We start from the raw sequence: 26,231 nt of genomic DNA, 5'->3' as shown, positions 1-26,231 counted from the left end.
CAATTGAACAGCGACTCAGAGATATTCGCATCGTTCCGGTGATCGCCATTAATGACGTTGCTCAGGCTGTGCCGCTTGCGAAAGTACTGGTTGAAAATGGCTTGCCTTGTGCTGAAGTGACATTTCGTACAGAAGCGGCAGCAGAGTCGATTCGTTTGATGCGTGAAGCTTACCCTGAGTTACTGATTGGCGCAGGTACTGTGCTGACTACAGAGCAGGTGGATACTGCCATTAATGCGGGTGTTGATTTCATTGTCAGCCCAGGTTTGAATCCAACCACAGTCAAATACTGTCAGCAAAGAGGGGTTACGATTGTTCCTGGAGTGAGTAACCCAAGCTTGGTTGAACAAGCAATGGAAATGGGGCTTAAGACACTAAAGTTCTTCCCTGCCGAGCCATCTGGCGGTGTCGCAATGTTGAAAGCGTTGACGGCTGTTTACCCGGTTAACTTTATGCCTACAGGCGGTGTAAGCCCAGCGAACGTTGAGTCTTACTTAGCACTGAAATCAGTCGTTGCCTGCGGTGGAACTTGGATGGTACCGACAGACAAAATGGACAAGGGTGATTGGGATGGAATCGCAGAATTAGTCCGAGCGGTCGGCTCCAGATAGTTCGATAGAGAGATACATAGCTAGAAAATGAAAGGGCCAGCTGACACTGGCCCTTTTTGTGGCTGCTTCAAACGATGTAGAGGTTACTCGTTACCAAGCAAAGGTTTTAATGACGTTTTGCTTAGTGATTGGGTTGTGAGCGATGTCTTGATTAATCTTATCAAGAAACGGCTTACGAGCCTGAGGCAACATGCCACGCATTGGTGAGATGTTATTGCCGTGGTCACCCCAGTAGTAGCAATCGAAATCTTCTAGGTTTTCGAGCAAGTATTTTTCTTCTTCCAGAATCTGCAATGGCGTTGGTAAAACAAACTCGCCACGGTTTACTTCTTTTTCCAATACCGATCCCGGTTGAACGGCTAAAGCCATCGGTGCAATCGCATCTGGCTGCATGATGTTCAACAAGCTGGTGGTATTAATCGCATGCTCTATAGAACGCTCTTTGCCGCCAAGGCCAAAGATGAAAGAAGCCAGTACCTTGATGTCTGCTTCACGGGCTAGGTTCATTCCTTCAATCGCATGCTCACGCGTCATGCGCTTTTGAATGCGTTCAAGCAAAATTGGGTCACCGGACTCCAAGCCTGAATAGGCCATGCTTAAACCTGCCGACTTAATCTCTTTTAATTCAGACAAGCTTTTACGACGGAAGTCATTGAACCCTGAATACAGAGAGATGTTCTTGCTCTCTGGGAAGGTGATCTTGATGTAATCCAGAATCGAAATCAGCATCTCGGTTCTAATAGCCATCACGTTACCATCGACCAAAAAGATAGATTCAACATGCGGGTAGATTTTTCTCGCCGCATCAATATCTTCAAAGATGTCTTTGATGTCTCTTACTTTGAAACGCTTATCATCAAACATCGTGCAGAAGGTACACTGGTTATTACTGCACCCCAATGTTGTCTGGATGAGTACGCTCTCTGCTTCCATCCAAGGACGATAAACTTTACCTTCAAAACGCATAAATGCTCCTCGGCCGTAGCCTGTGTTGTTTCGACGGGGGCAAGTTTAGCAATCTGCATCTTGGGTGATAATTGGGCAAAGCGGGGAATCAGTATTAAAGAAATCTTAATAATCGAAAGAGCGCGCAGTTCTTTGTCTGTATAGATAGAACTGCGGCTTGGATTGTGTGTGGTGGTGGGGGGGAGTGTTAGTGGTCGTTTTTTACTAATGAATGATCAGTGCGTAACGCACAGCTTTTCTTCGAGCAATTGATCAAGCACGGTCACCAGCTTGTGGTTCTTGGTGTTGTCTAATGCGTCGGCGTGCGGGTCTTTGAACAACCCAGAATCATTATCAAAATATTTACCGGAAGCGTTGGAAAACTCATCACTGAGCGCAGCACGACAAAGAATATCGGCACCAATCGCAAGGTCGTTGCCATCAACGCCATAAGCATCTTTCACCAGTTTACTGCCAAGGAAAGAGGCTGGGTTTACAGGGATAATTGCGGTGCCTTTGTCTAAAAGAGTATTGGCTAATTCGATGGACCACATCGTTAGCGCCAGCTTACTTTGCGCGTAAACCGGACCATCAAGTTCGCCCGCATTCGGACTGATTAATGCATCTAGATCTACGGGTGCTTGGGCTGCTGAAGATAGGTTGACGATACGACCTGTCGCATCAAAAAGAGGAAGCAGCTTTTGTGTCAGTAGATACGGCGCAATGGTGTTTACGACAAAACGCACATCAAGATTGTCTGGAGTGGTGATGTCCGACACTTTATACACACCTGCGTTGTTAATGAGTATATCGAGTCGTTTGTGATCGCTTTTGATTTGGGTTACGAGCGCCTCAACTTCAGAGAGCGTCGATAGGTCTGCGATGTAGCTTTCGATGATTGCATTCTTAGACAGGCGAGACAGAGCGGTCACGACTTTATTGACCTTAGCTGGGTTGCGGCCATGAATTAGAACATGGTGCCCTTGCTGCGTTAGTGCTTTTGCGGTCTCTAAACCAATGCCATCCGTGGCACCTGTGATCAGAATTATTTTTTGCATATTCCGTCCTTCAAAAAATAGTTTGAACAACGTTATAACAAAGATTAATGACACATAGTTGCATTTGGCTCACAAGCTGAAGACTCAAATGTGAGTCTATGGGGCAAATAATGACCATTTTAACACTTGGTGGTTAACCGTTGGCGTTTAACGATTAAGTAAGACAATGGGTCAGTTTGTGACTGACCCAAATTAAGAGAAGTGACCGAGTTATTTGATGTCTTGAACGTTCATAACCAGAGTTTCCCAGTTACGTTGGTTTTCCATATCGTGCTCTAGGCCTTGCTCATCGGCAATTTGGAAGCGCTTAACCGCAGGGGTTTTGCTCGTAGCTTGATACAACCAATAAGCTTCCGCTTTGAGTGCTTCGGCTTCGTCAGCATCAAAGTCTCTTGCCCTTGAACATTCACAGTACCGAAGTCAAAAGTGACGGTAAGAATTCCATTCTCGGCTTGAGCTTTAAACGTTGTATAACCTTGATATGCCATTTCCATATTCCTTCTGAGAGATTTCATTTCAGCCTATTCAGTGTGAATGCGACCTAAATTCAGGCTAACGAGGAATGTTCGAACCAACAATTAACCATTAAACGAAACACTATTAACGAATTATTAAGAGTGTTGATGAGTTTAGTAATTTCATTTTATTCAATATCTTAGCTTCGTGTTCTAGCGTTGAAGGTATCTTGCTAATTCGATTGTCAACGAAATCTAAAAACTCATTCCTTGTTTGGCGCTCTTATCCTTTTCATTTAGCTTCGTATACTGCTCAACTAGGTAATTAGCCCCAAGGTACAGACAAGAGTGAACCGACTTATGCAGATGAGATCCGCGACTTTGAAAACCATCATTGAGAAAACGCTGCCACTGACGCTGGGTGTGTTTGCGATCATGATGGTGCAATTGGTCGATTCGATCTTTATTGGTCAGCTAGGGATGAATGAGTTGGCGGTTCACGGTATCACCTTGCCATTCCAAGCGGCGTTTACCGGTGTTCAAGTGGGAATCGGTGTCGCGGCAACGTCCATTATTTCTCAAGCGGTAGGGGCAAAAGAACAACGTAAATCCACCTCAATTGCCTCACTATCTGTCGGGTTCGGTGTCTTGGTGATTGCTTTGATCTGCATAGGCCTGATTGTTTTTAGCGATGCTGTTTTTGCGTCGTTTGTGAATGATGTCTCTGACGCTCAATACCAATCCATGCTGTTGATTTTTAATGTGTACTGGCCGTTGTGGTTATTCAGTGCATTGATGGTGGCGGTGCTTTATCTGGCCACCTGCGTTTATCGAGCCAATGGCGATACCAAAACAACCGGCAGCATGTTCTTGGCTGCCAGCGTGATTAACCTGATTCTCGACCCTATTCTGATCTTTGGATTGGACATGGGTATTGCAGGGGCGGCGATCGCATCGAGCATTGGCTACACATTCGGCGCAATCTACATGCTAATCAAGTCTCGCGGTAAAGGTTGGTTTGGCTTCAATGGCGCGTGCAGCAACCAAATCAAAGGCTACAGTTTTGAGTTATTCAAGACGGTAATGCCAACCACTGCGAATCAGATATTACCTGCGGTCAGCGCGTTCTTCTCAATGCTTTTGATTGCGAGAATCGGAACCGATGAGATGGCTTTTTGGAGCTTACTCGCCCGTGTTGAAAGTTTTATGTTGGTGTTTTCTCTTGCTCTGACGATGTCCATACCGCCTATGATTGGTCGTTACCTAGGGGCGCAGCAGCGATGCAAAATCCCTGAGCTATTGAATACAACAGCGAAGTTCTTATTGGTTTTCCACACCGTGATGGCAACATTGTTGGCGCTGTTTAGTGGCTGGATTATTCCTGTTATCTCGGAAGAACAAAGCATACGCAGCTGGTTTGAAGTGACCTTGTTATTTATACCGTTCAGCTATGGGCCGCTTGGGCTTTGCATGTTGGTTGCGTCGGTCTTTAATGCCTTGGGTGTGCCGCGTAAAGCTTTGAATGTCTCTTTCCTACGCTTGTTTGTTTTCTACATTCCCGCTTTATGGATCGGCTCGATAACCGGAGACATGGTCAATGCGGTTATTGCTGCGACAGTCGCCAATGTTTTAGCGGGCGCTTTTGCATGGTTTAAGCTTAATGCCTATATTAAAACTCACATTATTCCCCGTGCCGCTGCGGCCAATAAGCAGCGTGTACTCAGCGCAGGCTAGCCATTATTGATGAACATTGAACATCTAAAATTGTTTGTGCGACTCGCGTCTACGCACAATATAGGTCAAGCAGGACAAGAGCTTGGGTTGTCACCTCCGGTAGCCAGTATTCATATCGGAAAACTCGAAGAGAGCCTAGGTGCTATCCGCGTCGATCACGGTGAAGCGGTAAGGGATGTATGTGTCGATGGCTTGGGCATTGCCATGTGCGCGAGTTGGATAGCATACAAGCAGCTCGCGGAAGGTTCGCTGGTTGAGGTGTTGCCGGATTACCCTTTAAAGGATGAGGCGGCTATCTGGGCGGTATACCCGAGTGCTCAGTTACTTGCACCAAAGGTGCGCGTATTTATCGATTACTTTGTTCAATATTATGGTTCACCTTCTTATTGGGATTGCGACGTAAACGGGCAAACTCAATAGCGATTCAGAAGCATATATTGAGAACAAATAAGAAAGCCCCAACCAAAAGGGAGGGGCTTGTTTTTATGTTCTTTATAGAACGTTTTTCTAGCTAACTGCTGTTGTTTTTATTTAGTGTATCTGGCGTTTAATGAGCGTGTACCGCTGAATCTTGGTATAGCTCTGCATCAACTTCTTCGCCTTTGTTTGGACGCGGTACAATCTCAAAAGAGGTGTCAGCTTCTGTCAGTGAAGACAGCAGTTTGTTAAGTGATGTCTTATCACCTTTCACGCCTGCTTGTCCGTCTTCTAACAGTTTTCCTAGGCTTGTTTTCTTAAGCACGATGTCAGACACGTCAGACTTATTGATGATCAGTGTTGTATCGGCGTCTTGTAGCTCGCTCACTTGAATATTGTTCAGGTTACCGTTAGACATTTCAACGTAGTAGAACTCTTGCACGTCTGGTAGCTGAATATTCAACGTAAATGGTGTTTCTTGTGCTTTTAGCGAATCCACTTTAACTGCTAAGTAATCCAACAAGTTCTCAATGGTCATGTTCGCTAACACATCCGGAGATGCAGTCTTTGGTGCGCCCGGTTGTGTGCCAATGCGAAGCTCTTGAGCGCCGGTTAGGTAGATGTTTCTCCAACCTGCACCTTCTGATTGATAACCCAACTGCTCGTATGTATCTGCCAATAAGCCACGTGCAACTTTGTTTTCTGGCTCAGCTTGAATCACCTTATTCAGTGCTGTTGCAATGAAGCGGTATTCACCTTCTTGGAAATCTTGCTGCGCTTTTTCAATCACAGCGTCGCTGCCGCCCATGTACTCAACAAACTTCACTGACTCTGGCTTGATTGGTAGTGGGTTTAGGTTAGCTGGGTTCATGTCGAAGTAACCAAGATACATGTTGTACACAGCGCGAGCATTGTGAGAGTAAGTACCGTGGTAACCGTTGGTGTGCCAAGACTGTTGGATGCTGTCTGGCATGACCTTGTAAATCTCGTCACCGATGTCTTGCAGAACCACGCCGTTATTGGCTAAGCGAAGCGTTTGGTTATGAGTAAAACCGTAAGCGTCACGCTGCATTTTTAGGTAATCAGAGATCTCTTGTTCGCCCCAGATTGGCGATGAGTGAGACGCAAACAACACCTCTGTTTCTTCACCCCAAGTGATTAACATCTCGTTGATCTTCTTAGACCATTTCAAGCCGTCACGTACTTTAGCGCCACGCAGCGTGTACAGGTTGTGCATGCCTTGGTAGGTCAGTTCGCCAGTCCAAAGTGCTTTCATGCTTGGAATATATGTCACCATTTCAGAGGCCGCTTCGGTACCTGAAGCATCCATGAATTGCATTTCTAGGCCGTCAATAACCAGAGTTTCAATCTCTTCGTTATGGTTCAGCTCGTAGTCTGGCAGTACGTAAGTAATGCTACCGGTTGATAGGCCTTTCGACAGTGCAGCATCAACAATACCGTGCTCGTGTCGGTTCAGGGTTGCACCATACTGATAAGCGGTACGACGAGACATTGCATTACCCGCCAATACGTTTTCGTCGACGATCTCTTTAGTAATGTTTTTCGAACCGTACACTTTTACATCTGGGTATGCGTCTTTGATTGCTCTTGCGCCACCAAAGTGATCAGCGTGCGAGTGAGAGTAAATCATAGCAACGACGGGCAGTTCGCCGCCATCAGGCACATTGCTCTTGAAGAATTTGAGTGATTTAGCGGCCGCTTCTTTGGTAAGAAGAACGTCGTAAGCGATCCAACCGTTGTCACTACGAATGAAAGAGATAGACGCTAAGTCAGCACCTCGAACTTGGTAAACTTTACCCGGAACAACTTCATATAAACCTTCTGCCGCTTGGTTCAATACCGCTTGGCGCCACAGTGAAGGGTTAACTGAATCTGGTGCTTGGTTTGCATTCGTCACACTTGGGTCGATAAAGTTAAAGCTATTGCGAATGATGTCGCCCGTCTCTTGGTCGAAGCTAGCAATAAGACCCTTGTTGTTATTGTCGAAAGCGCGAGTGTCGGCAAAGTTAAGTGTTTTTGCGAACTCTTGGTTTGCCTTAGTCGTCATCTCGGTTGCGCTTTTGCCACCTTGGTCGCCAATTTCGCTGAAGTGTGCGTGGTCATGGTTAGCTGCAATTGCCGGGAATGCGAGCGAGATAGCCAGGAACAGTGATGCATTTTTGAACGTGCGAGAAGTTGTCATAAGAGCCTCTTCATTTCAGAATTTTGTTTCGTTGAGGCGATTATAGGAATAAGACATATAGCAAAAAATAAAGTAAGCTTTATTTAATACATCACGATTGGCTATGTATTGAATCATGCAATGGTTGGGCGACGAAGACGAATCCTGACCTATGATTGATTAAGACCACATTGACAGGGAGAGTAACGGTGAGCGACGTGGAAAAGTTGGATTTAAATCTATTGAGCGTGTTCTTAGAAGTGTATCGATTAAAGTCGATCACGCTTGCATCAGAATCGCTTGGTATGACTCAGCCTGGGGTTAGTGGGGCATTGAAGCGATTGCAATCTCAGCTTGATACCGACCTGTTTATTCGTGAAGGGCGTGGGATTATTCCGACTAACGCTGCGGTGCAATTGGCAGACCGAGTAGAGCCTGCTCTAGAAGGGATAAGCAGCGCAGTAAGCACTTTAAAGACATTTGATAATCAGCAGCATCATGTGTTTCGTATCCTGGTGAATGAGATTGGATTAACCAAGCTTCAACCTCTCGTCGAGCAAGATGAGACGTTGGGCAATATCTCGATTGAATTCAATATGGTGCCGAACAACGAAGAAGAATTATTGCAAGGCTTGAGCATGCAACAAGCTGATTTAGCGATTGATATCCATTACCCGCAAGTTAACGGCTACATGAAGCAGCCGATGATTGAAGATGAGTTGGTGCTGATAGCTCGAAAGGGGCATCCGAGAATCAATGGCTCTGTGACGCAAGAGCAATATTACAACGAAAAGCATGTTACTTTTAGAATGCGTCGAACCCGTTTATACACGGCAGATTATTTTACCAAGTCGCCACTGAAACAGAGAAAAGTGAGTGCCGAGTGTGACTCGCTGATGACCATGTGTGTGCTGGTATCGGGCTCAGATTGTGTCGGCAGTACATCGCGTGATTTTGCCAATCAATTTTCCGAATCCTTCCAGCTTCAAGTCCTTGATCAGCCGTTTGAAATCTTACCGATGCAGCAATACATGATTTGGCATAAAAGAACCGATTTGAACCCTGCTCATCAGTGGCTGAGAAACAAGATTCAGCAATATATGGCTGATTAACGAGCCGCTCTTGCTGCTCGTTTCTGTTTGGCGCTCTCTATCATCTTAGAAGGCGTCATTCCTGTCACCAACATGGTGCCGGTGATAACCAGAATTGAACCAACAATCGTATTGATGCCAATTGCTTCATCTAAGAATAAGTTACCCCATAGAATACCAAATACCGGAATGATGAAGGTCACGGACAGGGCTGAAGGTGCGCCGAGTTCAGAGACGAGATTGAAGTAAAGTAGATACGCTAACCCAGTACATACCGCGCCTAATAAGACAACCGATGTAGTGATCGTAACGTCGGGTGTTTCTCTCATCGGAATAAAGAATACAAACGGCAAAACCAGCAATACCGCAGCCCACATGCTGCCATGAGCATTGTTGAATGCCTCAACTTTAGGGGCTTGTTTGGTATAGTTTGACGCTATTCCGTAGCTAAAGGCCGCCATCACTGCTGCAAAGATAGGAAGCATAGCCTCACGGCCAATGTTCATCGCATCCCAACCGACTAACACGCCAACTCCTGTTACCCCAATCCCAAGTCCCAATAGAACTTTCGCTTCGAGTGCTGTTTTGGTCCATATTGCACCAATGATTGCCGCCCATATTGGCGCGGTAGAGTTCAAGATGGCGAGTGTCGAGGCGTTAAGTGTCTGCGCGGCATAAGCGAAAAGCAAAAAAGGAAGTGTGGTGTTAAACAGGCCGAGAATGAAGAAGTGTTTTGCGTGATCATGAAAAGAGAGCTTCTTTTTTAAATAGAAAGAAACTAAAAGCAGAGTAAGTGCTGCAAACAGAACTCGCGCTTCAATTAAGACTGCGGGCCCTAATGGATTGGCGGCCATTCTCATGAAAAGAAACGAGCCTCCCCATATAGCCGCAAGTAGTATCAGTTTTAAAAAGCTCACAGTTTGAATCTCAGATTGTGTAAAACCTGACTATGGAGGAAAGATAACTATTACACAAACATAGATGCCAATACTGTGCAGTTATGGACATAAAATCGAGCCCGTTAATCAGGAACAATTTCGATGAATTTCGTTCTGTTTATTGTTCCTTATTTGATGAGTAATCTAGCGTTAGACATCAAACTTAGGCAAACAAAATGAAGATTGAACACATCGCAATTTGGACCAAACAACTCGAAGTACTGAAGCGATTTTATGAAGATTATTTCGGCGCGACATTGAACTCAAAATATCACAACCCAACCAAAGGGTTTTCTTCATACTTCCTCTCATTTGAGACTGGAAGCCGACTAGAGATCATGGAAATGGACTCGGTGCCTGAATCGAAAGATGACATCTATGATCAGTTTACAGGCTTTGTTCATATGGCGATTTCACTCGGGTCGGAACAAGCGGTCGATGCACTCACTCAACGCTTGGTCGAAGACGGCTATGAGCGCTTAGATGGCCCAAGAAGAACAGGCGATGGCTATTATGAGAGCTGTGTACTCGATCCGGATGGTAATCGTTTGGAACTTACCGTTTAATGTAGAGACTTAATTGAGTTACTCATCTACTAACGGAACTGAGGTATGACAATGATGAAGCTTGCTGTGATTTTCCTTTTTAGTCTTGGGCTTATGGGATGTGCTACCTCAGAACCGGTGTATGAGCAGGAGGCGGACTCAAAGCCTGAACCATCACAACCCATAGGTTACCTCGGTTTTAAAGCTCACCAAGAGTGGGCGATTCAATTCAATGATTGCACGGTCTACGATTTAATCGGTGCACAACCTTACCAGTGGTTTGATCGCACTTCAGCCTCTGTGAGCTGTTATACGTTTAAGCCAAACGATGCCATCGAGCCTTTATCTGTCTATGCCGACGCAAACTTCGACAGCAATAAGCTAGCCCCGATTAACCTATTTCAAGAGCTGCAGGTATCAGAGTCTGGCTGGGGCAAGTTTCCTGCCGTCTATGAGACCAACGGTACCAATTGGCTGAAAGTCAAAGAGGGTTGGATTCACCTCACTTTAGCCGATCAGACACTCGTCCAGTTCTACCCGGGAACTCAAGACCTATCCGGCAAATCACTGCATGATCAGTATTTTGAACAGCATTGATCGTAATGCTGACTGTTGATTAGTCTTTAGATCGATCAAAAAAGATCTTTTAACTGTTGCTGAAACCGGTTTCAATCTGTATCTTTGCTTTTATTGAAATCGATTTCAGAGTTGTAATTGCAGCTCAAATTCTGATCTTTTTCACGAATAACTTGTAGTGAGTAATGGTATGAACAACGAATTTTCGAACGATTTTTTATGGGGCGGTGCAGTAGCAGCGCATCAACTAGAAGGCGGCTGGGATGCGAATGGTAAAGGTGTCAGTGTTGTTGATGTATTAACAGCGGGCGCTCATGGTGTACAACGTCGAATCACCGATGGCGTGATTGATGGCGAAAACTATCCTAACCAAGTCGCAGTGGATTTCTACCATCGCTACAAAGAAGACATTAAGTTATTCGCTGAGATGGGCTTTAAGTGTTTCCGTACCAGTATCGCGTGGACGCGTATCTTCCCAAATGGCGATGAAGCTGAACCGTGTGAAGCGGGATTAGCGTTTTACGATGATCTGTTTGACGAGCTGTTGAAATACGACATTCAGCCTGTGGTAACACTGAGCCACTTTGAAATGCCTTACCATCTAGCTAACGAATATGGTGGCTGGATGAACCGTAAAGTGATCGACTTCTTCGTTAAGTACTCAACCACGGTGATGGAGCGTTACCAGCACAAAGTGAAATACTGGATGACGTTTAACGAGATCAACAACCAGATGAACACCTCGGCAGATATTTTCGGTTGGTTATGCTCTGGCGTGAAGTTCCCGCAATGTGAAAAGCCGCAAGAAGCCATGTATCAAGCGGTTCACCACCAGTTTGTTGCGAGTGCGTTGGTGGTTAAGAAAGGTCACGAGATCAATCCAAATCTTCAAATTGGCGCAATGTGTGCGATGGTGCCTTTCTATCCTCGTTCTTCTAAACCGGAAGACATTATGGTGGCACAACAAGCGATGCGTGACCGTTACTTCTTCTCAGATGTGATGGTTCGCGGTCATTACCCAAATTACGCTACGCGTGACTGGGCAATCAAAGGCTTCAACATTGAGATGCAGCCTGAAGATGAGCAGATCCTAAAAGAAGGCAAGGCTGATTACTTAGGCTTTAGCTACTACATGTCTAATACCTTGGATTCTTCTTCTCACCAATCGACTGAAGAAGCGATGGACGGCGGTCATGAAAACTCGGTCGATAACCCGTTTATCCAGTCTAGCGATTGGGGCTGGCCAATTGACCCAACCGGTTTGCGTTTCTGTTTAGCGTCTCTGTATGAACGTTATGAAGTGCCATTGTTCATCGTTGAGAACGGTTTTGGCGCTGTTGATACCATTGAAGAAGATGGCAGCATTAATGACGACTACCGTATCGCTTACCTTGGCGACCACATCAAAGAGATGAAAAAAGCCGTTGCGATTGATGGTGTTGATTTGATGGGTTACACCCCTTGGGGCTGTATCGACTTAGTTTCGTTCACCACGGGCGAGATGAAAAAACGCTACGGATTCATTTACGTAGATAAGCACAACGATCAATCTGGCTCACTAGAACGCAAGCGCAAGAAGTCTTTCGAGTGGTATAAAGGTGTGATTGCATCTAACGGTGCCACTATTTAGAATGCATTCCCCAGCGCAGTTATGTGAACTGTGAGCTGTCATTTTGCAATGAATTAGTCGGCCTATGTCGGCTAATTTTTTATAAAGGAAAAGAAGCGAATGGTAACCATGCTTGATGTCGCAAACCGCGCAGGCGTATCTAAATCGACCGTTTCTCGTGTCTTAAATGGCAAGAACATCGTGCGCCCAGATGTGGTGAAAAAGGTATTTGATGCGATTCAAGAAACAGGTTATCGACCGAACTTGTTGGCTCAGCAATTGGCGACCAAGAAGACCAACTTCATCGGCTTTGTAATTACCAATGAGTTGTTCAATGGCCCTTACTTCTCTTCCTTGATGTATCACGCGGCTTCTTATAGCGAAAAGTCGAATCACCAATTGGTGATCACCGATGGCAAACACAGCGCTGAAGACGAAAGAAAGGCGATCAATTTCCTGTTGGATATGAAGTGCGCGGGCATCATCATCTATCCGCAATGTTTAACCGAAAGCGAGATAGCTCAGATCATCGAAAGCACTGACACTCCGATTCTGGTACTCAACCGAGAAATGCCGTCGAAGCCCAATCATGCTATTACCACCGACCATTATCAGAGCGCTTGTTTGATGGTTGAACACATCATCGAGCAGGGTCATACCGATATTGCAGTGATTCGTGGTAAAGCCGGTTCTTCGACCGATGAGCTGCGTTACCAAGCCTATCAAGATGTGTTAACTAAACATGGTGTTGCATTGGATGAGTCCAACGTTGTTCAAGGTGATTGGACGATGGAGAGCGGTTATCACGCGGCTCAGGCTTTGGCAAAAAGCAGAACCACATTCACTGCTATCTTGTCTGAAAACGATGATATGGCGATTGGTGCGATTAAGGCGTTAACCGAACTTGGGTACTCATTGCCTCAAGATGTTTCGATCGTCGGCTTTGATAACAGCAAAGTGGGGGCGTTTTTAACGCCAAGCTTAACGTCTGTGAGTGTGCCATTAGAGCAAATGACGCAAAAGGCGATCCTGCAAATTGTCGGTGAAACAGAGCAAGCGACCACCATCAATACCACTGGTAGTTTGGTGTTACGTGATTCGATAGCGAAGCTAAATTAGCACTGTTCGAATTTCATATTTTACCTACAAAAAGTGACGAGCTGCGCATCTCTTAAACCAAGCTCAAACACTCCTTATTCACTGTTATTTAGATGTGCGATATTGCGTTTTTGGTCGATGAATTGACCACCATTAGTTAAGTAATGTGAAGCTAGATAAGTAATATGAAAATAGCTAATTGATGTGAGAACAGGTAAGTAACGTGAAAACAGAAAAACAAAAAATGCTAGCAGGTGAACCTTATCAGGCTTGGGATAAAGAGCTTTATGCAGCTCGTATCGAATGTCGCAAGGTGCTTCAAAAACTCAATAACAGTATTCCTGACACACCCGAATGGGAAGCAGCAACGCAAGAGCTGATTCCGGGCTGTGAAAATGCGCATTTAGAACCTCCATTTCGTTGTGACTACGGCTCGAACATCAAGCTAGGCAAGAACTTCTACGCTAACTTTAACTGCGTGATTTTGGATGTGGCTGAAGTGACTATTGGCGACAATGTGCTGCTTGGTCCGAACGTTCAAATCCTGACTGCAGGTCACCCACTCGATGTGAAAGGCCGTGTAGAAGAAGGCGTTGAGTTTGGCACACCGATTAATGTTGGCAACAATGTTTGGCTTGGCGGTGGTGTAATTATCTGCCCCGGTGTCACCATTGGCGAAAACAGCGTGATTGGCGCGGGCAGTGTCGTAACCAAAGACATCCCAGCCAATGTGGTTGCAGTCGGTAATCCATGTAAAGTGCTGAAAGCGATCGATAACGAGTAATAATCAGATTGAATTGATAAAGCCCGAACCTAGGTTCGGGCTTTGTTTTTTCTATTCTTGCTAGATGCTAGATGCTAGATGCTAGATGCTAGATGGAACAGCTTGTTGTGCTTGCTTCTTATCTAACGCACCACTGAATCGAGTCAGAACAAGAGCGATCAAAACGATCACAGCACCTACCCAAGGGGTATTCATTAATCCAGATTTCGCGACAATCAAACCACCGCCCCATGAGCCTAATGCAATACCGACGTTGAAGGCTGCAATGTTCAATCCAGAAGCGACATCGACGGCGTCTGGTGTGTATTTCTCAGCCAGTTTCACAACATACACTTGTAGTCCTGGAACGTTACCGAATGCGAATGCACCCCAAACCAAAATGGTAGCAACAGCTGCGTAAGGGTTTACTGCGGTAAAGTTGAATACCACCAGTACTGCGGCTAAACCAGAGAAGATAACGGTCAACGCTTTAATCGGGCCCATCTTGTCGGCCATTTTTCCGCCCCAGATGTTACCTACCGCCACTGACACACCGTAAACCAACATGATGAGACTGATAGAGCTCGAATCAAACCCTGATACATTTTCCAGTATTGGAGCAAGGAACGTAAACGCTGTGAACGTACCGCCATAACCTAGTGCTGTGATAGCGTAAACCAACAGTAAGCGTGGTTGAGTTAGAACCTTTAGTTGTGCCGAAATCTTCGCCGCAGGTGGTTGCTTAAGGTTGCTTGGAACCAAGATAGCACTACCGATAAGAGCAATAAGACCAAGCAGAGCCACGATCAAGAAGGTCGCTTGCCAGCCAAAGGTTTGCCCGATATAAGTGCCCAGTGGTACGCCGGTTACCAATGCAACCGTTAAACCTGTAAACATGATCGCAATGGCACTGGCTGCTTTATCTTTTGAAACCAAACCTGTCGCGATGGTCGATCCAATCGAGAAGAACACACCATGGGCAAGGCCAGTCAAAATTCGTGCGGCGATCAGCGTGTTATAGCCTGGAGCTTGCCACGCCAATAAGTTACCAATGACAAACAATGCCATCACGGTCAGCAACACCGCTTTACGATTCCATTTGCCGGTTAATGCCGTTAAGACTGGTGCGCCAATAGCAACGCCAAGCGCGTATAAACTGACTAATAGGCCTGCTGATGGCAGAGATACATTCAAGTCGCTCGCCATGGTAGGAATCAAGCCTACGATGACAAATTCTGTGGTTCCGATGGCAAAGGCGCTGAGCGTCAATGCAAGTAATGCTAGTGGCATAATCATCTCTCTTACTGTTCTTTGTTAAGTACCGAGCGCGATAAAATGGGGCAGCTTGTGACTGCAATAGGAGCGCTTCGTTTGATGGCGAGGATTATCTAGCAAAATATATTTGTGAAAAATGCCATCATTAACAAATAACCTTTGTGGTATTTGCAATAATTGGAGGGTTAGCCGATCATTGGATTAAGCTGATGAGGTCGAAAAGACACCGTGATTTGAGCTGTGATGAGCACAAGCGAGATGACATTAAACAAAATGAAGATAGCGAAGGAGCCTCATGTTAACCCGTTCAGATGATTTAGAAATGGTACTCACCGTTGTCGATGCTGGTGGTTTTTCTGCGGCGGCAGAGGCGCTGGATGTGCAGGTCGCCAAGGTGTCTCGCTCGGTGAGTAAGGTTGAGTTACAACTCGGCGTCTCAATATTCAACCGAACAACGAGACGCGTGGAATTGACGGAGGAAGGACGGCAGTTTGTCGATTCAGTCAGGGTGGGATTACAGATGATTCAGAGCGCGGAAGAAGAAATCGTGTCGCGCGGTGAGTTGCCAAAAGGTCGTTTAAGAGTCGATGCCGCCAGTCCATTCGTATTCCATCAGCTAGTGCCGTTGGTGCAGTCATTCAAAGAGGCTTACCCAGACATTGAGTTGGAACTCACTTCCAACGAAGGCTTCGTTGATCTTCTCGAAAAGAGAACCGATGTTGCGATTCGAATCGGTAAGTTGTCCGATTCAACATTGCACGCTCGCCCGTTAGGAAAAAGTTTACTCCATATTGTGGCGTCACCTGATTATCTCGCTAAGCGTGGTCTACCCACCAAACCTGAAGATTTGAGTTCGCATCAAATTGTGGGATTTTCGGGTAACAAAGTGCTTAACCATTGGCCTTTGCCAAACCAAAGTTATGTCGCGCCTACTGTGACAGCCAGTAATGGTGAAACGGTGCGTCAACTGGTATTAGCTGGAAATGGGATAGCTTGTTTATCGGGGTTTATGGTGCAGGAAGATATGGCAGCAGGTCGCCTAATCCCTATTCTGGAACAAGACAAACTTGCCAACACAGACCGAGAGCGAGTGAATGCGGTTTACTACAAGTCGTCATCGGTCTCTAAACGTATCTCGGCGTTTATCGATTTTATTCAGCCCCGTTTGAAGCTCTAACTAAGGCAGTTGACGATATCCGCATAAATGAAAAAAGCCCCGCTGACGTGCAGCGGGGCTTTCAAATCGAACTCGATAGCTTGTCAGTGTGCTTTCTAGTAACAGACTACTGAAACTGTACTTAAGCGATCTTAGTCATCTCGTTAAGTGTAAATGACGTAACACTACCTTCGGTTGCTGCCATGTATTCAGCAAGGTGGGTATTACCCATGTGTGTTTGCCAAAGTTCACGCGACGTCCAGTTTTCGTAGAAAGTGAAATGTGCTGGGTTTTCATTGTCTTGGTGAAGGTCGTAGTTGATGCAGCCTTCTTCAGCGCGAGTAATATCAATCAGCTTTAGCAGCTCTGCTTTAACCAATTCAATTTTGTCTTCGTTAGCGACGATGTTTGCGACGATAGTTAGTTGAGTCATGTTGGTACCTATATTATTTTTCACCGAAATGGTGATTTGTCTGTGTTTACAGTGCCACTCTTTGTTCATTGAGCTGCAGTCTGTGTCGATGGATAAATAATAGTGGGAATATTTGAAACGATAAACAGTGCTACATTTGAATTATTGTCAAAAAATAATTGATAATAACTTGGGTATTATGTGCTACTAGGCGTAGGTGAGGAGTATTTAGAAGCCGCCCGCCCACGCATCAAAATCGTCAATGTTGTCGAGCTCTTCTTTAGTTCTTGGGGCTGGGTAATAAGGCAGAGCCAATCTTTGAGTGGAAGGTTGCAGTTCCCAATCGGGTGTAATCTTGAGTCGGGTTAATTCATCGTTGAGGCGCACAAACATATAGTAGCCGTCGGCATGGGTATTGGCGTAACTCGCGATAGTTGCGATATCACCAGAAGGTAACTTTACGTCTCGACCTAGTGGATAGAGTTGGTGCAATGCGAAACTCACTTTGGGATCTTCAAGTTTGCCTTGCTTAAAGCGTTCTAATCCGATGGCGGTTGAAGTAGTGCGCGGCTTCCACCCTGTGAGGAGCAATCCACTCAAGTTATCTTGGAACGGCTTACCCTTTCGATTGCCTTCATTGGTAATGAATTGAACCGTCAGCGTGTCTCCCGATTCTTGCAGAATTTCTAAAAACTGTTCACCAGTGCGATCGACCAAAAGCTTCATAATATCCAGCTACCATCAAGAATGAGAGACGATAAAGGGTACTACTATAGGGAAGGCTTGTGTAGGGACGATAAAGGTTATGTAGCGTGAACAATGTTTTCGGTGTTGATCCTTTCATGCCCTTAGTTCAACAACAGCTTTAGCGCTTACGTAAGTAATGCGTTTGCACAATCTCATATAAGTAAGTCGACACGCCTGTTAGTGTGAAATCAAGCGGTGAAACTAGATCTCCAAACAATGGTGAAGCATCACCCAGACCGAATAGAGCTCACCATTGACATGGTCGAAAAGCCGCTGAGTTTATACTGTTTGGCACTCACCCAACTTAAGTGATTTGTGGGCCAATTTACCGACCTTTAAATTTATACTGGATAATTACCTATAAATTTCAGGCTTTAGCAGTAATAATCAATGAATAGATCGGAATAGCTTGTTCATTGAAAAGCTGTACGGAAAGTTTCTAAAGACGCCATCGTGAAAAGGAAGTCAGATACATGCCTGTGCTCCAACGCATCAGTTTAACGTTAATCTTAATCGCCGTTTTAGGTGGGTGTTCTTCACTTCCTGAAGGCATCGATCATCCAACAGAACCGCCAACCTCTCCTGCACCTAGCTCTTTATCGGTTCTAACCAATGAATTTCAGCCTGAAGCTTTAGAGCAAGGCAACACTGCGGTTCGTCTGCAAGAGTCCGGTTGGGATGCTTTGGCACAGCGATTAGCACTGGTCGAAAGTGCCGAGCACATCATCGACATTCAATACTACATCTGGAACTCTGACGAATCGGGCAGCTATCTCGCTAGCCGTTTGTTAGCCGCGGCTGAGCGTGGTGTGAAGGTGCGCGTAATGTTGGATGATATCAACCTCAACGAACGTGAAGGTTTGCTGTCGGCACTGGATGCGCACCCTAACGTCGAGATTCGTATCTTCAATCCAACGCCAACACGCCGTGGCTTCAGTAAATGGCTGAGCTTTGTCGGTGACTTTTCTCGCTTAAATCGCCGTATGCACAATAAGTCGTTTACCGTAGATGGTACTTTGTCTGTGGTGGGTGGCCGTAATATCGGTGATGAATACTTTGACCTTTCTGATGAAATCAATTTCCGAGACCGCGATGTATTAGTCATGGGCTCGGTAGTTAACACCATCCAAACCAGTTTTGTTGAATACTGGAACAGCCGTTGGTCTTACCCTGTCGATATGCTGGGTGATGACGAACAACCTGATCTCTCGAAGATAGATAATATTGTCGTTCCGCATTATCAAAATTATCCTGAATTACCATTAGATCGTAAGGCTGCTGATAGTTTACTGAAAGAGGTGGTTGGTGAGATGACTTGGGTGAATGCGCGTTTTGTTTATGATCAACCCGTCCCTGATGACTCCGATAATACTGATGAACCAAAAGCGACCGCGATTCTTCTAGGTAAGTTAGCGAGCGAATCGAAACAAGAGATCTTATTGGAATCGGCTTACCTTGTATTCGATGATGGTCAGCTTGAAGAGTGGCAGGTATTGAACAACAAGGGCGTTGAGATAAAAGCGCTAACTAACTCTATGGCGTCTAATGATCTGGTGACTAATCACTCCGCTTATGCAGGCAGACGTTACGACATGTTGGAGCATGGCATCGACCTGTTTGAGCTAAAACCAGAATCTAAGCTGTGTGAAGCATCGACTCAAGACGTGTCTAAATGTGCGCCTGAGACGGCCTATGGCTTGCACGCTAAATCAGTCGTATTCGACCGCAGCATCGCGAGCATCGGCTCATTTAACTTCAACTTGCGCTCTACCTACCTCAATACTGAATCGGTTTTGATCATCGAAAATAAAGAGATTGCTGAAACGTTAGCAGACACTATTGAGCAAGCAATGAGTGAAGATAATAGCTGGCGCTTGGAATTGGAAGACGGTGATGTGTATTGGTATTCAGGCGATCAACGTTGGGACAGCGAACCTGACACTGGTCAATGGGAACGAATGCAGTCAGGCTTCCTACAGTTGTTACCGATTGAGAAATATCTGTAAGCTAGCCGCCTCCGGATAAATAAAAATGTCAGCGTATATTACGCTGACATTTTTGTTTGTACTGCTGTTTGCTGTGGTTTGTTGCAAGCTCTTAACGGCTTAACGGCTTAACGGCTTAACGGCTTAACGGCTTAACGGCTTAACGCTTGGTCAGCTGCTTGCTGTTCAAGTAAGGCAGGATATGCGGGCGAGATTCGCCAGACAGCTTTTGCGTGATCTGCTGTGACCAACTGCTCTGTTTTTGGTTGCTTGAACGGCTTGCGTAGTAGCTTTGCATCGAATCATCGTAGCTGGCAATGTCATCTAGGCTCAGCGGTTGGTATTGGTTTTCGTGCATCACCACGTGAGCTGGAAGGCGAGGCTTGACCTCTGGTTGCTGTGCCGGATGACCTAAGCACATCCCAAACAACACGGCGGTATGTTGTGGTAGTTCTAACAGTTCATCGACTTGTTGTGCGCTGTTACGCAGCCCGCCAATGTACACGCCACCTAAACCTAGAGACTCAGCAGCCAACATGCAGTTTTGCGCCATGATGCCAGAATCGACAGCGCCAATCAGGGTCAGTTCAGTAAAGTCGGTTTTCACTTCAGGGTTGATTTGAGCGTGGCGTTGATAGTCGATACAGAACACCAAAAACTCAGCCGCGTTCTCCACGTAAGCTTGATTGCCTGCGTATTCGGCTAGCAGTTTACGCTTCTCTTTGTTTGTCACTCTCACGATAGAAACAGCCTGCAGTAAGCTCGATGACGAAGCCGCGAGACCAGCCTGAATAATCACATCAAGTTGTGCTTTTTCAATCGGTTGATTTGTATATTGACGAATGGAGCGGTGCCCCAGAATAGTTTCAATCGTGCTGTTCATAACTCTCAGACAGTCCTTGTGATGATGGCGTAGAGAATCACAATAACGACAATTACCATGAGCGTAAAGGGCATTAGAGCCTTTCTGGTTGACATATTTCAGCAGCGTCAGCCCAGTTTTTGAGATTCTATTTATAATCGATTAATGCCAGCTGCTATGCCGCTGGCATTTTATTATTGAGTGAAACTTGCTTCGAAATAGGCACCAAATGCTCAGAACTGTCGGATAAAATAGGGCATACTGGACTCAATATATAAACCCAAGAAAGTAACCACGCGCATGAATCCAATCTGCCTCAACGACCCTTTTTTTCTTCCTAATGGCCAAGTGATCAAAAATCGCCTGTTCAAATCGGCAATGAGTGAACAGCTAGGTGATAAACATCATAACCCTAAGCAAGGTTTAGTCACGCTTTACCAGCGTTGGGCTCAAGGAGGAATTGGTCTATCCATGACGGGTAACGTGATGGTCGATAGAGGTGCGCTTGGTGAACCTAAAAACGTGGTGTTGGATGAGCACAGTGATTTAAGCGTATTTCGTGAGTGGGCGAGTGCCGGAACACAGAATGGTTCGCAGATATGGATGCAGCTGAATCACCCAGGTAAGCAAATTCCTAAATTCTTATGTGATAGCCCGGTTGCTCCTTCGGCTATCTCTTTAGAGCGTGGATTAGAAAAAGGCTTTAATACGCCACGAGCTCTGACTGAGAAGGAAATAATCGCAATCATTGATAAATTCGCGCTGAGTGCAAAGCTTGCAAAACAAGCGGGTTTTACTGGTGTACAGATTCACGGTGCTCATGGTTATCTTGTCAGTCAGTTTTTGTCTTCTAGACACAATCAACGCCAAGACAAATGGGGTGGGTCACTCGAAAACAGACTTCGTTTCGTGCTTGAGGTTTATCGCGCGATTCGAAAAGAGGTTGGTGAAGATTTCCCTGTCGGAATTAAGCTCAACAGCGCCGACTTCATGAAAGGTGGCTTCACTGAAGAAGAGTCGATGCAGGTTGTGCAAACACTGAGTGATAACGGTATCGACCTGATTGAGATCTCTGGCGGCACCTATGAAAGTCCATCAATGATGGGTTCAAAGAGCAAAGCTGAATCAATCAAGTCCAGCACAGTAAAACGTGAAGCGTATTTTATGGATTACATGGTTAAGGCGAGAAAACTCGTGAGTACACCGCTGGTGGTCACGGGTGGTTTTCGAACCGCGCAAGCAATGAATGAAGCATTAAACACCTCGGCGACCGATTTTATTGGTATTGCGCGAACAATGGCGGTTGATCCTGATTTCCCTAACAAGTTAATTGAAAACCCTAGCCACGGCATGCCACTAACGGTGCCAACCACAGGAAAACCCGCATTAGACAAGGTGGCGATGGTCGGGCTGGTTTGGTATGAACATCAGATGTGGCGCATTGCCTCTGGCAAGAAAGCCGACCCAAAACTAAGCGCACTCGGTGTGGTGGTAAAAACAATTCTCAGCGCTGGCTGGCACGCTTTCAAAAAGCGCAGAGTGTAAGCAGTCATGGATTGATAAAGCAGAACTTTGAGGAATTGAAGTTCTGCTTTTTTGTTTGTCTCCTTTTAAGTTCTCGATAAATACATCGCAGAGCACCCTCAGCCAGCTTAGCTGTGGTACTAATCTAATACCAACATGAGCATTGGTTATAGTGTTCATAAGTGGCAAATCAGAGTAGACCAACTAGGATGAATTGAATTAAACCCTACAATTAATTCAACAACATGGTAGTTGCTATGAAGAAAATAACCCTCTTATCTGTCGCGATCTTATCCAGTCTCTCTTTCTCATCTTTTGCTAAAGATTGTGATCCCAACTTGCTGCCTTCTTGGAAGGACAGCGAGAGCAAATCCGCTATCGTCGACTTTGTTGGGCAAGCCACTAAAGCTGAGTCTGATACGTTCGTGGCAATTGAAGATCGCATTGCCGTGTTCGATAACGACGGTACGCTTTGGTCGGAAAAGCCTTATTACTTCCAATTAGCCTTTGCACTAGATCGTGTAAAAGAGATGGCGCCTGATCACCCTGAATGGAAAACCGAAGCACCGTTTAAGTTTGTACTCGAAGGTGATATTGAGAGCGTTCTGGGCAGCGGTGAAGAAGGGCTATTGAAAATCATCATGGCGACACATTCTGGTATGACTGTTGAGCAATACCAGCAAGACGTTGAGCAATGGCTGACGGTAACAAAAGATAAACGCTTCAACAAAGCCTACACAGACCTTACTTATCAGCCAATGAAAGAGATGCTGACTTACCTGCAAGAGCATGACTTTAAGACTTATATTGTGTCGGGCGGAGGCGTTGATTTCATGAGAGCGTGGGCTCCACAAGCTTATAATATTCCTACAGAGCAAATCATCGGTAGCGCGCTTAAATACAACTACAGCTACAACGATGGTAAGCCAACCGTTACTAAAGACTCGTCCATTTTGACCATTGATGACAAAGCCGGAAAGGTCACTAACATTCAGCATATTATCGGCAAGAAACCTATTCTAGCGGTCGGCAACTCAGACGGTGACCAAGCGATGATGCAATGGGCTACGAGCCAACCCAACTCAATGGCGATGATTGTTCATCACACTGATGCTGAGCGCGAGTGGCAGTACGATCGTGAGTCTCACGTTGGCAAGCTTGATAAAGCGCTAGATGAGGCGAATTCCAGAGAGGATTGGACACTGATCGACATGAAATTAGATTGGTGTGAGGTGTACTAACGCCAAGTATACCCTTGGTCAAAACTTCAAAGGCTCGGATTTTAAATTCGAGCCTTTTTTGTGAGCGGAGGTTTTGGGAATGAACGGTTTGAAAGCAATCGTTTGAAAGGAATAAGGGTTATGGGTTCGCTTTAAGCAAGAACGTACTATAAATTTTCAATGCATGACGGTTTAATCGAGTTAGTCGGAAATTAAAGGAATAGCAAAATGAAAACGATCGGTTTGCTCGGTGGTATGAGTTGGGAGTCGACAGTGAGCTACTACAAATCCATCAACGAGGGCGTTAAAGCCACACTCGGCGGGCTCAATTCTGCAAAGGTTTGTATGTACAGCGTGAACTTCGATGAGATAGAAAAGCTTCAACATCAAGGTCGCTGGGCTGAGACGGCGGATATCTTATCGGACGCGGCTTTATCGGTAGAGAAAGCCGGAGCGGACTTCATCCTGATCTGTACCAATACCATGCATAAGATCGTTCCTGAGATCGAAGAGAAGGTCACGATTCCTATCTTGCACATCGCTGATACCACAGCGCAGAAGTTGCTTGAACAGGGTGTAAAGAAAGTTGGATTACTCGGTACCGCTTTCACCATGGAACAAGATTTCTATAAAGGCCGTCTGACTAACAAATTCGGTATCGATGTGGTGATTCCTGATGAGAGTGACCGAGAGAAAGTCCACAACATCATTTATCAAGAGCTGTGTCGAGGCCAAGTAAAAGAAGAATCTCGAGATGTATACCGTCAAATCATTGAGAAGCTAGGCCAACAAGGTGCAGAAGCCGTTATTCTGGGCTGTACTGAAATCGCCCTCCTGATTCAGCAGCAACACACTGATGTTCCCTTGTTTGATACCACAGCCATTCATGCAGAAGCGGCTGTACGTTTGGCGACGAGTGACTAACTTCTAGTTCTTATTCTTAGTTCCATAGCTGTCCTATTTTCGCTCTTGTACGATTTTCATTCGTTGAAGTGAAAGTTTTTTGTACAAAAGCAGGTCGTTAGTTAAAGAAGCGATGCTTTGTTCATTAACCAAGGCCTTATCGGTAGGTAAGGTTTTAGTTAATGACTGAGGTATCCGCGCTTTTAAGCACTATGCTTTAGTCATGACCGAAAGAGGATTTATTATGAAATGGCTTATCTTATCTGTAACGCTGTTATTCGTGGCAGGATGCCAATCGACGGGGTCTCAAGAAGCACAAGTCGGTGACGACATGAATCGAGTTCATACCCAAGGGTGCAGCAGCTAATCTTCTTTTGTGGAAACACATTTTCAGCTGCTCCGGTAGAGAGTTACCCCTACAAAGCCTTGTGTTGTCACAAGGCTTTTATTTTATACAAAATCTAAAAAATGATTCGACTATATCGCGAATTATCAATGAATACTGGTGTTGATAAACTCTGTTTTATTAAAGCACGCTCTCGTGCTTATAGACCGGAGAAACCAATATGAAATATGAGGGAAAAGTATATCGTCCATGGACAGAGGCGAAGAGCATTCTGATTCAAACCACTTTAGGTTGCAGTATCAACACGTGCACGTTCTGTAATATGTTCAGCGATAAACGGTTCAAGGTTTGTGATATTGAGGATGTGTTTAAAGATATCGAAGAAGCTCGCCTGATTTATCCTTATGTTGAATCAATTTTCCTTATCGATGGCAACGTGATGGCCGCCCGCACGGATTATCTCCTTAAGATTTTGGATAAGCTTCGTCATACCTTTCCAGAAAGCAGAAAAGTATCGCTCTATAGTGGTTTGAACGATTTCCGTCGTAAAAGCTTGAGCGAACTTAAAGAGCTTAAAAGTGCCGGTCTCACTATGGCTTATGCGGGGTTGGAGTCAGGCGATGCGGTTGTACTCGACAACATCAAAAAGCGCATGACACCAGAACAAGCGATCGAAGGCATGGAATTAGCCAAAGAAGCCGGCATTGAAACCTTACTTTCGTTTATCTTCGGCCTTGGCGGTCGTGATCGATCACGTGAACATATTGTCGAGACCACAAGATTACTGAATATCATGAAGCCTGAGCAGATAGCGCCAATGGCGTTAGCGATTCAGCCAGGAACCGTGATGGAACAAGAAGTAAAAGATGGCAAGTTCGTTATGCCGACGCAACTTCAGATCTTAGAAGAAGAAAAGTATCTGCTTGAGAATCTAAACATCGACACTTTCTATTGGGGCGACCATGGTAATAACATCGTGACTCAGAAAGGTTTCCTGCTTGATTCAAGAGAGCAATTTTTGGCTAAGGTGAACCATGCGATAGCATCAAACCCAATGGCTAAAGACAGTGTTATTCAGACGTTTGCTTGGTAGCGTTTAGCTAAAAACGATACTTGCAGGCTAAGTAAAAATCGAAAGAAGTATTGTTTTCGAGGCGGGATAATCGCCATAAACCTACTTCCGTTACTGAGACAATTCAAAATCAGCAAAGCCATTTTCTTGGTGGATGTTGTAAATTTGTGAATCTGAATTGTCTATATTCTATGCTGTGTACTGGATCTCATTTGTTATTTGACTCCCTTGCTAAGGTTAATAATGAATGCGTAATACCAATCACTTTACTCAACTTAAGAGGTTTCTATGCTAGGTGAAAATCATTCTCTTGTTCACGAATTTCCTGAAATGAAAGATAAAATTGCTGAGCTTGTTAAAACTGACGATGGCTTTGCAGCAGACATGAAGACGTACGACAACCTTGATAAAGAGATTCGTAAGCTTGAGCTGAAAGATTCACCCATTGATGACGGCTCGATGCACCAACTGAAACATGATCGTTCTGTACTGAAAGATGCACTGCATGCACGTTTAACTGGCTAGTGAGTTGGTAATTTTGCTGACTAGCTAAATGGCGAATTGCAGACTTAGACAAAAAAACTCCTTCGGGAGTTTTTTTTCGTTTTGGCTCAATCACTTCTTCACAATTCAACTGAGTTAATACGTTGTATTATTATGTGAATGACGCATAATGAGGGTTACTGGTACGCGATTTTTAAGATTTT

25 protein-coding genes and 1 pseudogene are annotated in these 26,231 nt (G+C 45.2%); 17 read left to right on the top strand and 9 right to left on the bottom strand.

Annotation, left to right across the window (positions count from 1 at the left end; translation table 11 throughout):
• The first annotated feature begins 2 nt into the window (after positions 1-2).
• Positions 3-611, top strand: coding sequence for a bifunctional 4-hydroxy-2-oxoglutarate aldolase/2-dehydro-3-deoxy-phosphogluconate aldolase (locus tag AB4329_RS06845; protein ID WP_372137911.1), 609 nt, complete (start codon positions 3-5; stop codon positions 609-611).
• Positions 612-701: 90 nt separating this feature from the next.
• Here the strand turns inward: AB4329_RS06845 and AB4329_RS06840 are convergent, their stop codons facing one another.
• The 3 genes and pseudogenes from AB4329_RS06840 to AB4329_RS06830 all read right to left on the bottom strand — a co-directional run.
• Positions 702-1,577, bottom strand: coding sequence for a radical SAM protein (locus tag AB4329_RS06840; RefSeq protein ID WP_372137909.1), 876 nt, complete (start codon positions 1,575-1,577; stop codon positions 702-704).
• Between the two features lie 215 nt (positions 1,578-1,792).
• Positions 1,793-2,614, bottom strand: coding sequence for an SDR family NAD(P)-dependent oxidoreductase (locus tag AB4329_RS06835; protein WP_372137908.1), 822 nt, complete (start codon positions 2,612-2,614; stop codon positions 1,793-1,795).
• Positions 2,615-2,824: 210 nt separating this feature from the next.
• Positions 2,825-2,983, bottom strand: a pseudogene (locus AB4329_RS06830) (enoyl-CoA hydratase/isomerase family protein); the annotation flags it as partial.
• Positions 2,984-3,429: 446 nt separating this feature from the next.
• Here AB4329_RS06830 and AB4329_RS06825 point away from each other — a divergent pair.
• Positions 3,430-4,803: an MATE family efflux transporter gene (locus AB4329_RS06825; protein ID WP_372137907.1), complete on the top strand. Its 1,374-nt coding sequence runs from the start codon at positions 3,430-3,432 to the stop codon at positions 4,801-4,803.
• Positions 4,804-4,812: 9 nt separating this feature from the next.
• On the top strand, positions 4,813-5,223 hold the full coding sequence (locus AB4329_RS06820; RefSeq protein ID WP_017059460.1) for a LysR family transcriptional regulator: 411 nt from the start codon (positions 4,813-4,815) through the stop codon (positions 5,221-5,223).
• Between the two features lie 127 nt (positions 5,224-5,350).
• Here the strand turns inward: AB4329_RS06820 and AB4329_RS06815 are convergent, their stop codons facing one another.
• Complete coding sequence (locus tag AB4329_RS06815) at positions 5,351-7,423, bottom strand: alkyl/aryl-sulfatase (RefSeq protein WP_372137905.1); 2,073 nt, start codon at positions 7,421-7,423, stop codon at positions 5,351-5,353.
• Between the two features lie 188 nt (positions 7,424-7,611).
• Between AB4329_RS06815 and AB4329_RS06810 the strand changes: the two genes are divergently transcribed.
• Positions 7,612-8,514, top strand: coding sequence for a LysR family transcriptional regulator (locus AB4329_RS06810; RefSeq protein WP_017059462.1), 903 nt, complete (start codon positions 7,612-7,614; stop codon positions 8,512-8,514).
• On the opposite strand, the gene AB4329_RS06805 is transcribed toward AB4329_RS06810, so the two are convergent.
• Positions 8,511-9,410, bottom strand: coding sequence for a DMT family transporter (locus AB4329_RS06805; protein ID WP_017059463.1), 900 nt, complete (start codon positions 9,408-9,410; stop codon positions 8,511-8,513). The genes AB4329_RS06810 and AB4329_RS06805 overlap by 4 nt on opposite strands.
• 197 nt (positions 9,411-9,607) lie before the next feature.
• Here AB4329_RS06805 and AB4329_RS06800 point away from each other — a divergent pair, with 197 nt between their 5' ends.
• The 5 genes from AB4329_RS06800 (at position 9,608) to AB4329_RS06780 (ending at position 14,043) form a co-directional block, all read left to right on the top strand.
• Entirely contained in the window at positions 9,608-9,997 is a 390-nt protein-coding gene (locus AB4329_RS06800; RefSeq protein WP_229648098.1) for a VOC family protein, read from the top strand.
• Between the two features lie 51 nt (positions 9,998-10,048).
• Positions 10,049-10,573, top strand: coding sequence for a hypothetical protein (locus tag AB4329_RS06795; RefSeq protein WP_372137912.1), 525 nt, complete (start codon positions 10,049-10,051; stop codon positions 10,571-10,573).
• 169 nt (positions 10,574-10,742) lie between these two features.
• Entirely contained in the window at positions 10,743-12,182 is a 1,440-nt protein-coding gene (locus tag AB4329_RS06790) for a 6-phospho-beta-glucosidase (protein ID WP_372137903.1), read from the top strand.
• A gap of 99 nt (positions 12,183-12,281) precedes the next feature.
• A complete protein-coding gene (locus AB4329_RS06785) occupies positions 12,282-13,280 on the top strand; it encodes a LacI family DNA-binding transcriptional regulator (RefSeq protein WP_017064029.1) in 999 nt (332 codons plus the stop codon).
• A 202-nt stretch (positions 13,281-13,482) separates the two neighbouring features.
• A complete protein-coding gene (locus AB4329_RS06780) occupies positions 13,483-14,043 on the top strand; it encodes a sugar O-acetyltransferase (protein WP_017059468.1) in 561 nt (186 codons plus the stop codon).
• Between the two features lie 81 nt (positions 14,044-14,124).
• Here AB4329_RS06780 and AB4329_RS06775 read toward each other — a convergent pair whose 3' ends face one another.
• Entirely contained in the window at positions 14,125-15,312 is a 1,188-nt protein-coding gene (locus AB4329_RS06775) for an MFS transporter (protein WP_017062388.1), read from the bottom strand.
• 280 nt (positions 15,313-15,592) lie between these two features.
• Here AB4329_RS06775 and AB4329_RS06770 point away from each other — a divergent pair, with 280 nt between their 5' ends.
• Entirely contained in the window at positions 15,593-16,474 is an 882-nt protein-coding gene (locus AB4329_RS06770) for a LysR family transcriptional regulator (RefSeq protein ID WP_136982441.1), read from the top strand.
• Between the two features lie 121 nt (positions 16,475-16,595).
• Here AB4329_RS06770 and AB4329_RS06765 read toward each other — a convergent pair whose 3' ends face one another.
• Both AB4329_RS06765 and AB4329_RS06760 read right to left on the bottom strand, forming a co-directional pair.
• Entirely contained in the window at positions 16,596-16,886 is a 291-nt protein-coding gene (locus AB4329_RS06765; RefSeq protein WP_017062386.1) for a putative quinol monooxygenase, read from the bottom strand.
• 207 nt (positions 16,887-17,093) lie between these two features.
• Positions 17,094-17,591 carry a hypothetical protein gene (locus AB4329_RS06760; protein WP_102398569.1) on the bottom strand — a complete coding sequence of 166 codons (498 nt, stop codon included), beginning with the start codon at positions 17,589-17,591 and terminating at the stop codon, positions 17,094-17,096.
• A gap of 494 nt (positions 17,592-18,085) precedes the next feature.
• On the opposite strand from AB4329_RS06760, the gene AB4329_RS06755 reads away from it, so the two are divergent.
• On the top strand, positions 18,086-19,618 hold the full coding sequence (locus tag AB4329_RS06755) for a phospholipase D family protein (RefSeq protein ID WP_372137902.1): 1,533 nt from the start codon (positions 18,086-18,088) through the stop codon (positions 19,616-19,618).
• 139 nt (positions 19,619-19,757) lie between these two features.
• Here the strand turns inward: AB4329_RS06755 and nfsA are convergent, their stop codons facing one another.
• Positions 19,758-20,480 (bottom strand): oxygen-insensitive NADPH nitroreductase, encoded by a 723-nt coding sequence (nfsA, locus tag AB4329_RS06750; protein ID WP_017066969.1) that lies wholly within the window; start codon positions 20,478-20,480, stop codon positions 19,758-19,760.
• A 279-nt stretch (positions 20,481-20,759) separates the two neighbouring features.
• Here nfsA and AB4329_RS06745 point away from each other — a divergent pair, with 279 nt between their 5' ends.
• The 6 genes from AB4329_RS06745 (at position 20,760) to AB4329_RS06720 (ending at position 26,049) form a co-directional block, all read left to right on the top strand.
• Entirely contained in the window at positions 20,760-22,004 is a 1,245-nt protein-coding gene (locus tag AB4329_RS06745; protein WP_102332357.1) for an NADH:flavin oxidoreductase/NADH oxidase family protein, read from the top strand.
• A gap of 236 nt (positions 22,005-22,240) precedes the next feature.
• Positions 22,241-23,224 carry an HAD family phosphatase gene (locus tag AB4329_RS06740; protein WP_102332358.1) on the top strand — a complete coding sequence of 328 codons (984 nt, stop codon included), beginning with the start codon at positions 22,241-22,243 and terminating at the stop codon, positions 23,222-23,224.
• Between the two features lie 207 nt (positions 23,225-23,431).
• A complete protein-coding gene (locus AB4329_RS06735) occupies positions 23,432-24,127 on the top strand; it encodes an aspartate/glutamate racemase family protein (RefSeq protein WP_372057865.1) in 696 nt (231 codons plus the stop codon).
• Positions 24,128-24,350: 223 nt separating this feature from the next.
• Complete coding sequence (locus tag AB4329_RS06730) at positions 24,351-24,473, top strand: hypothetical protein (protein ID WP_258182976.1); 123 nt, start codon at positions 24,351-24,353, stop codon at positions 24,471-24,473.
• Positions 24,474-24,672: 199 nt separating this feature from the next.
• Positions 24,673-25,545, top strand: a complete 873-nt coding sequence (locus AB4329_RS06725; RefSeq protein ID WP_372137901.1) for a radical SAM protein — start codon at positions 24,673-24,675, stop codon at positions 25,543-25,545.
• A gap of 267 nt (positions 25,546-25,812) precedes the next feature.
• Entirely contained in the window at positions 25,813-26,049 is a 237-nt protein-coding gene (locus tag AB4329_RS06720; protein WP_017067743.1) for a YdcH family protein, read from the top strand.
• The last annotated feature ends 182 nt before the right edge of the window (positions 26,050-26,231 follow it).

The organism is Vibrio sp. 10N.261.54.A5, assembly GCF_041471145.1.
GTDB lineage: Bacteria > Pseudomonadota > Gammaproteobacteria > Enterobacterales > Vibrionaceae > Vibrio > Vibrio crassostreae_C.
This window is presented reverse-complemented; position numbering and strand designations above follow the sequence as displayed.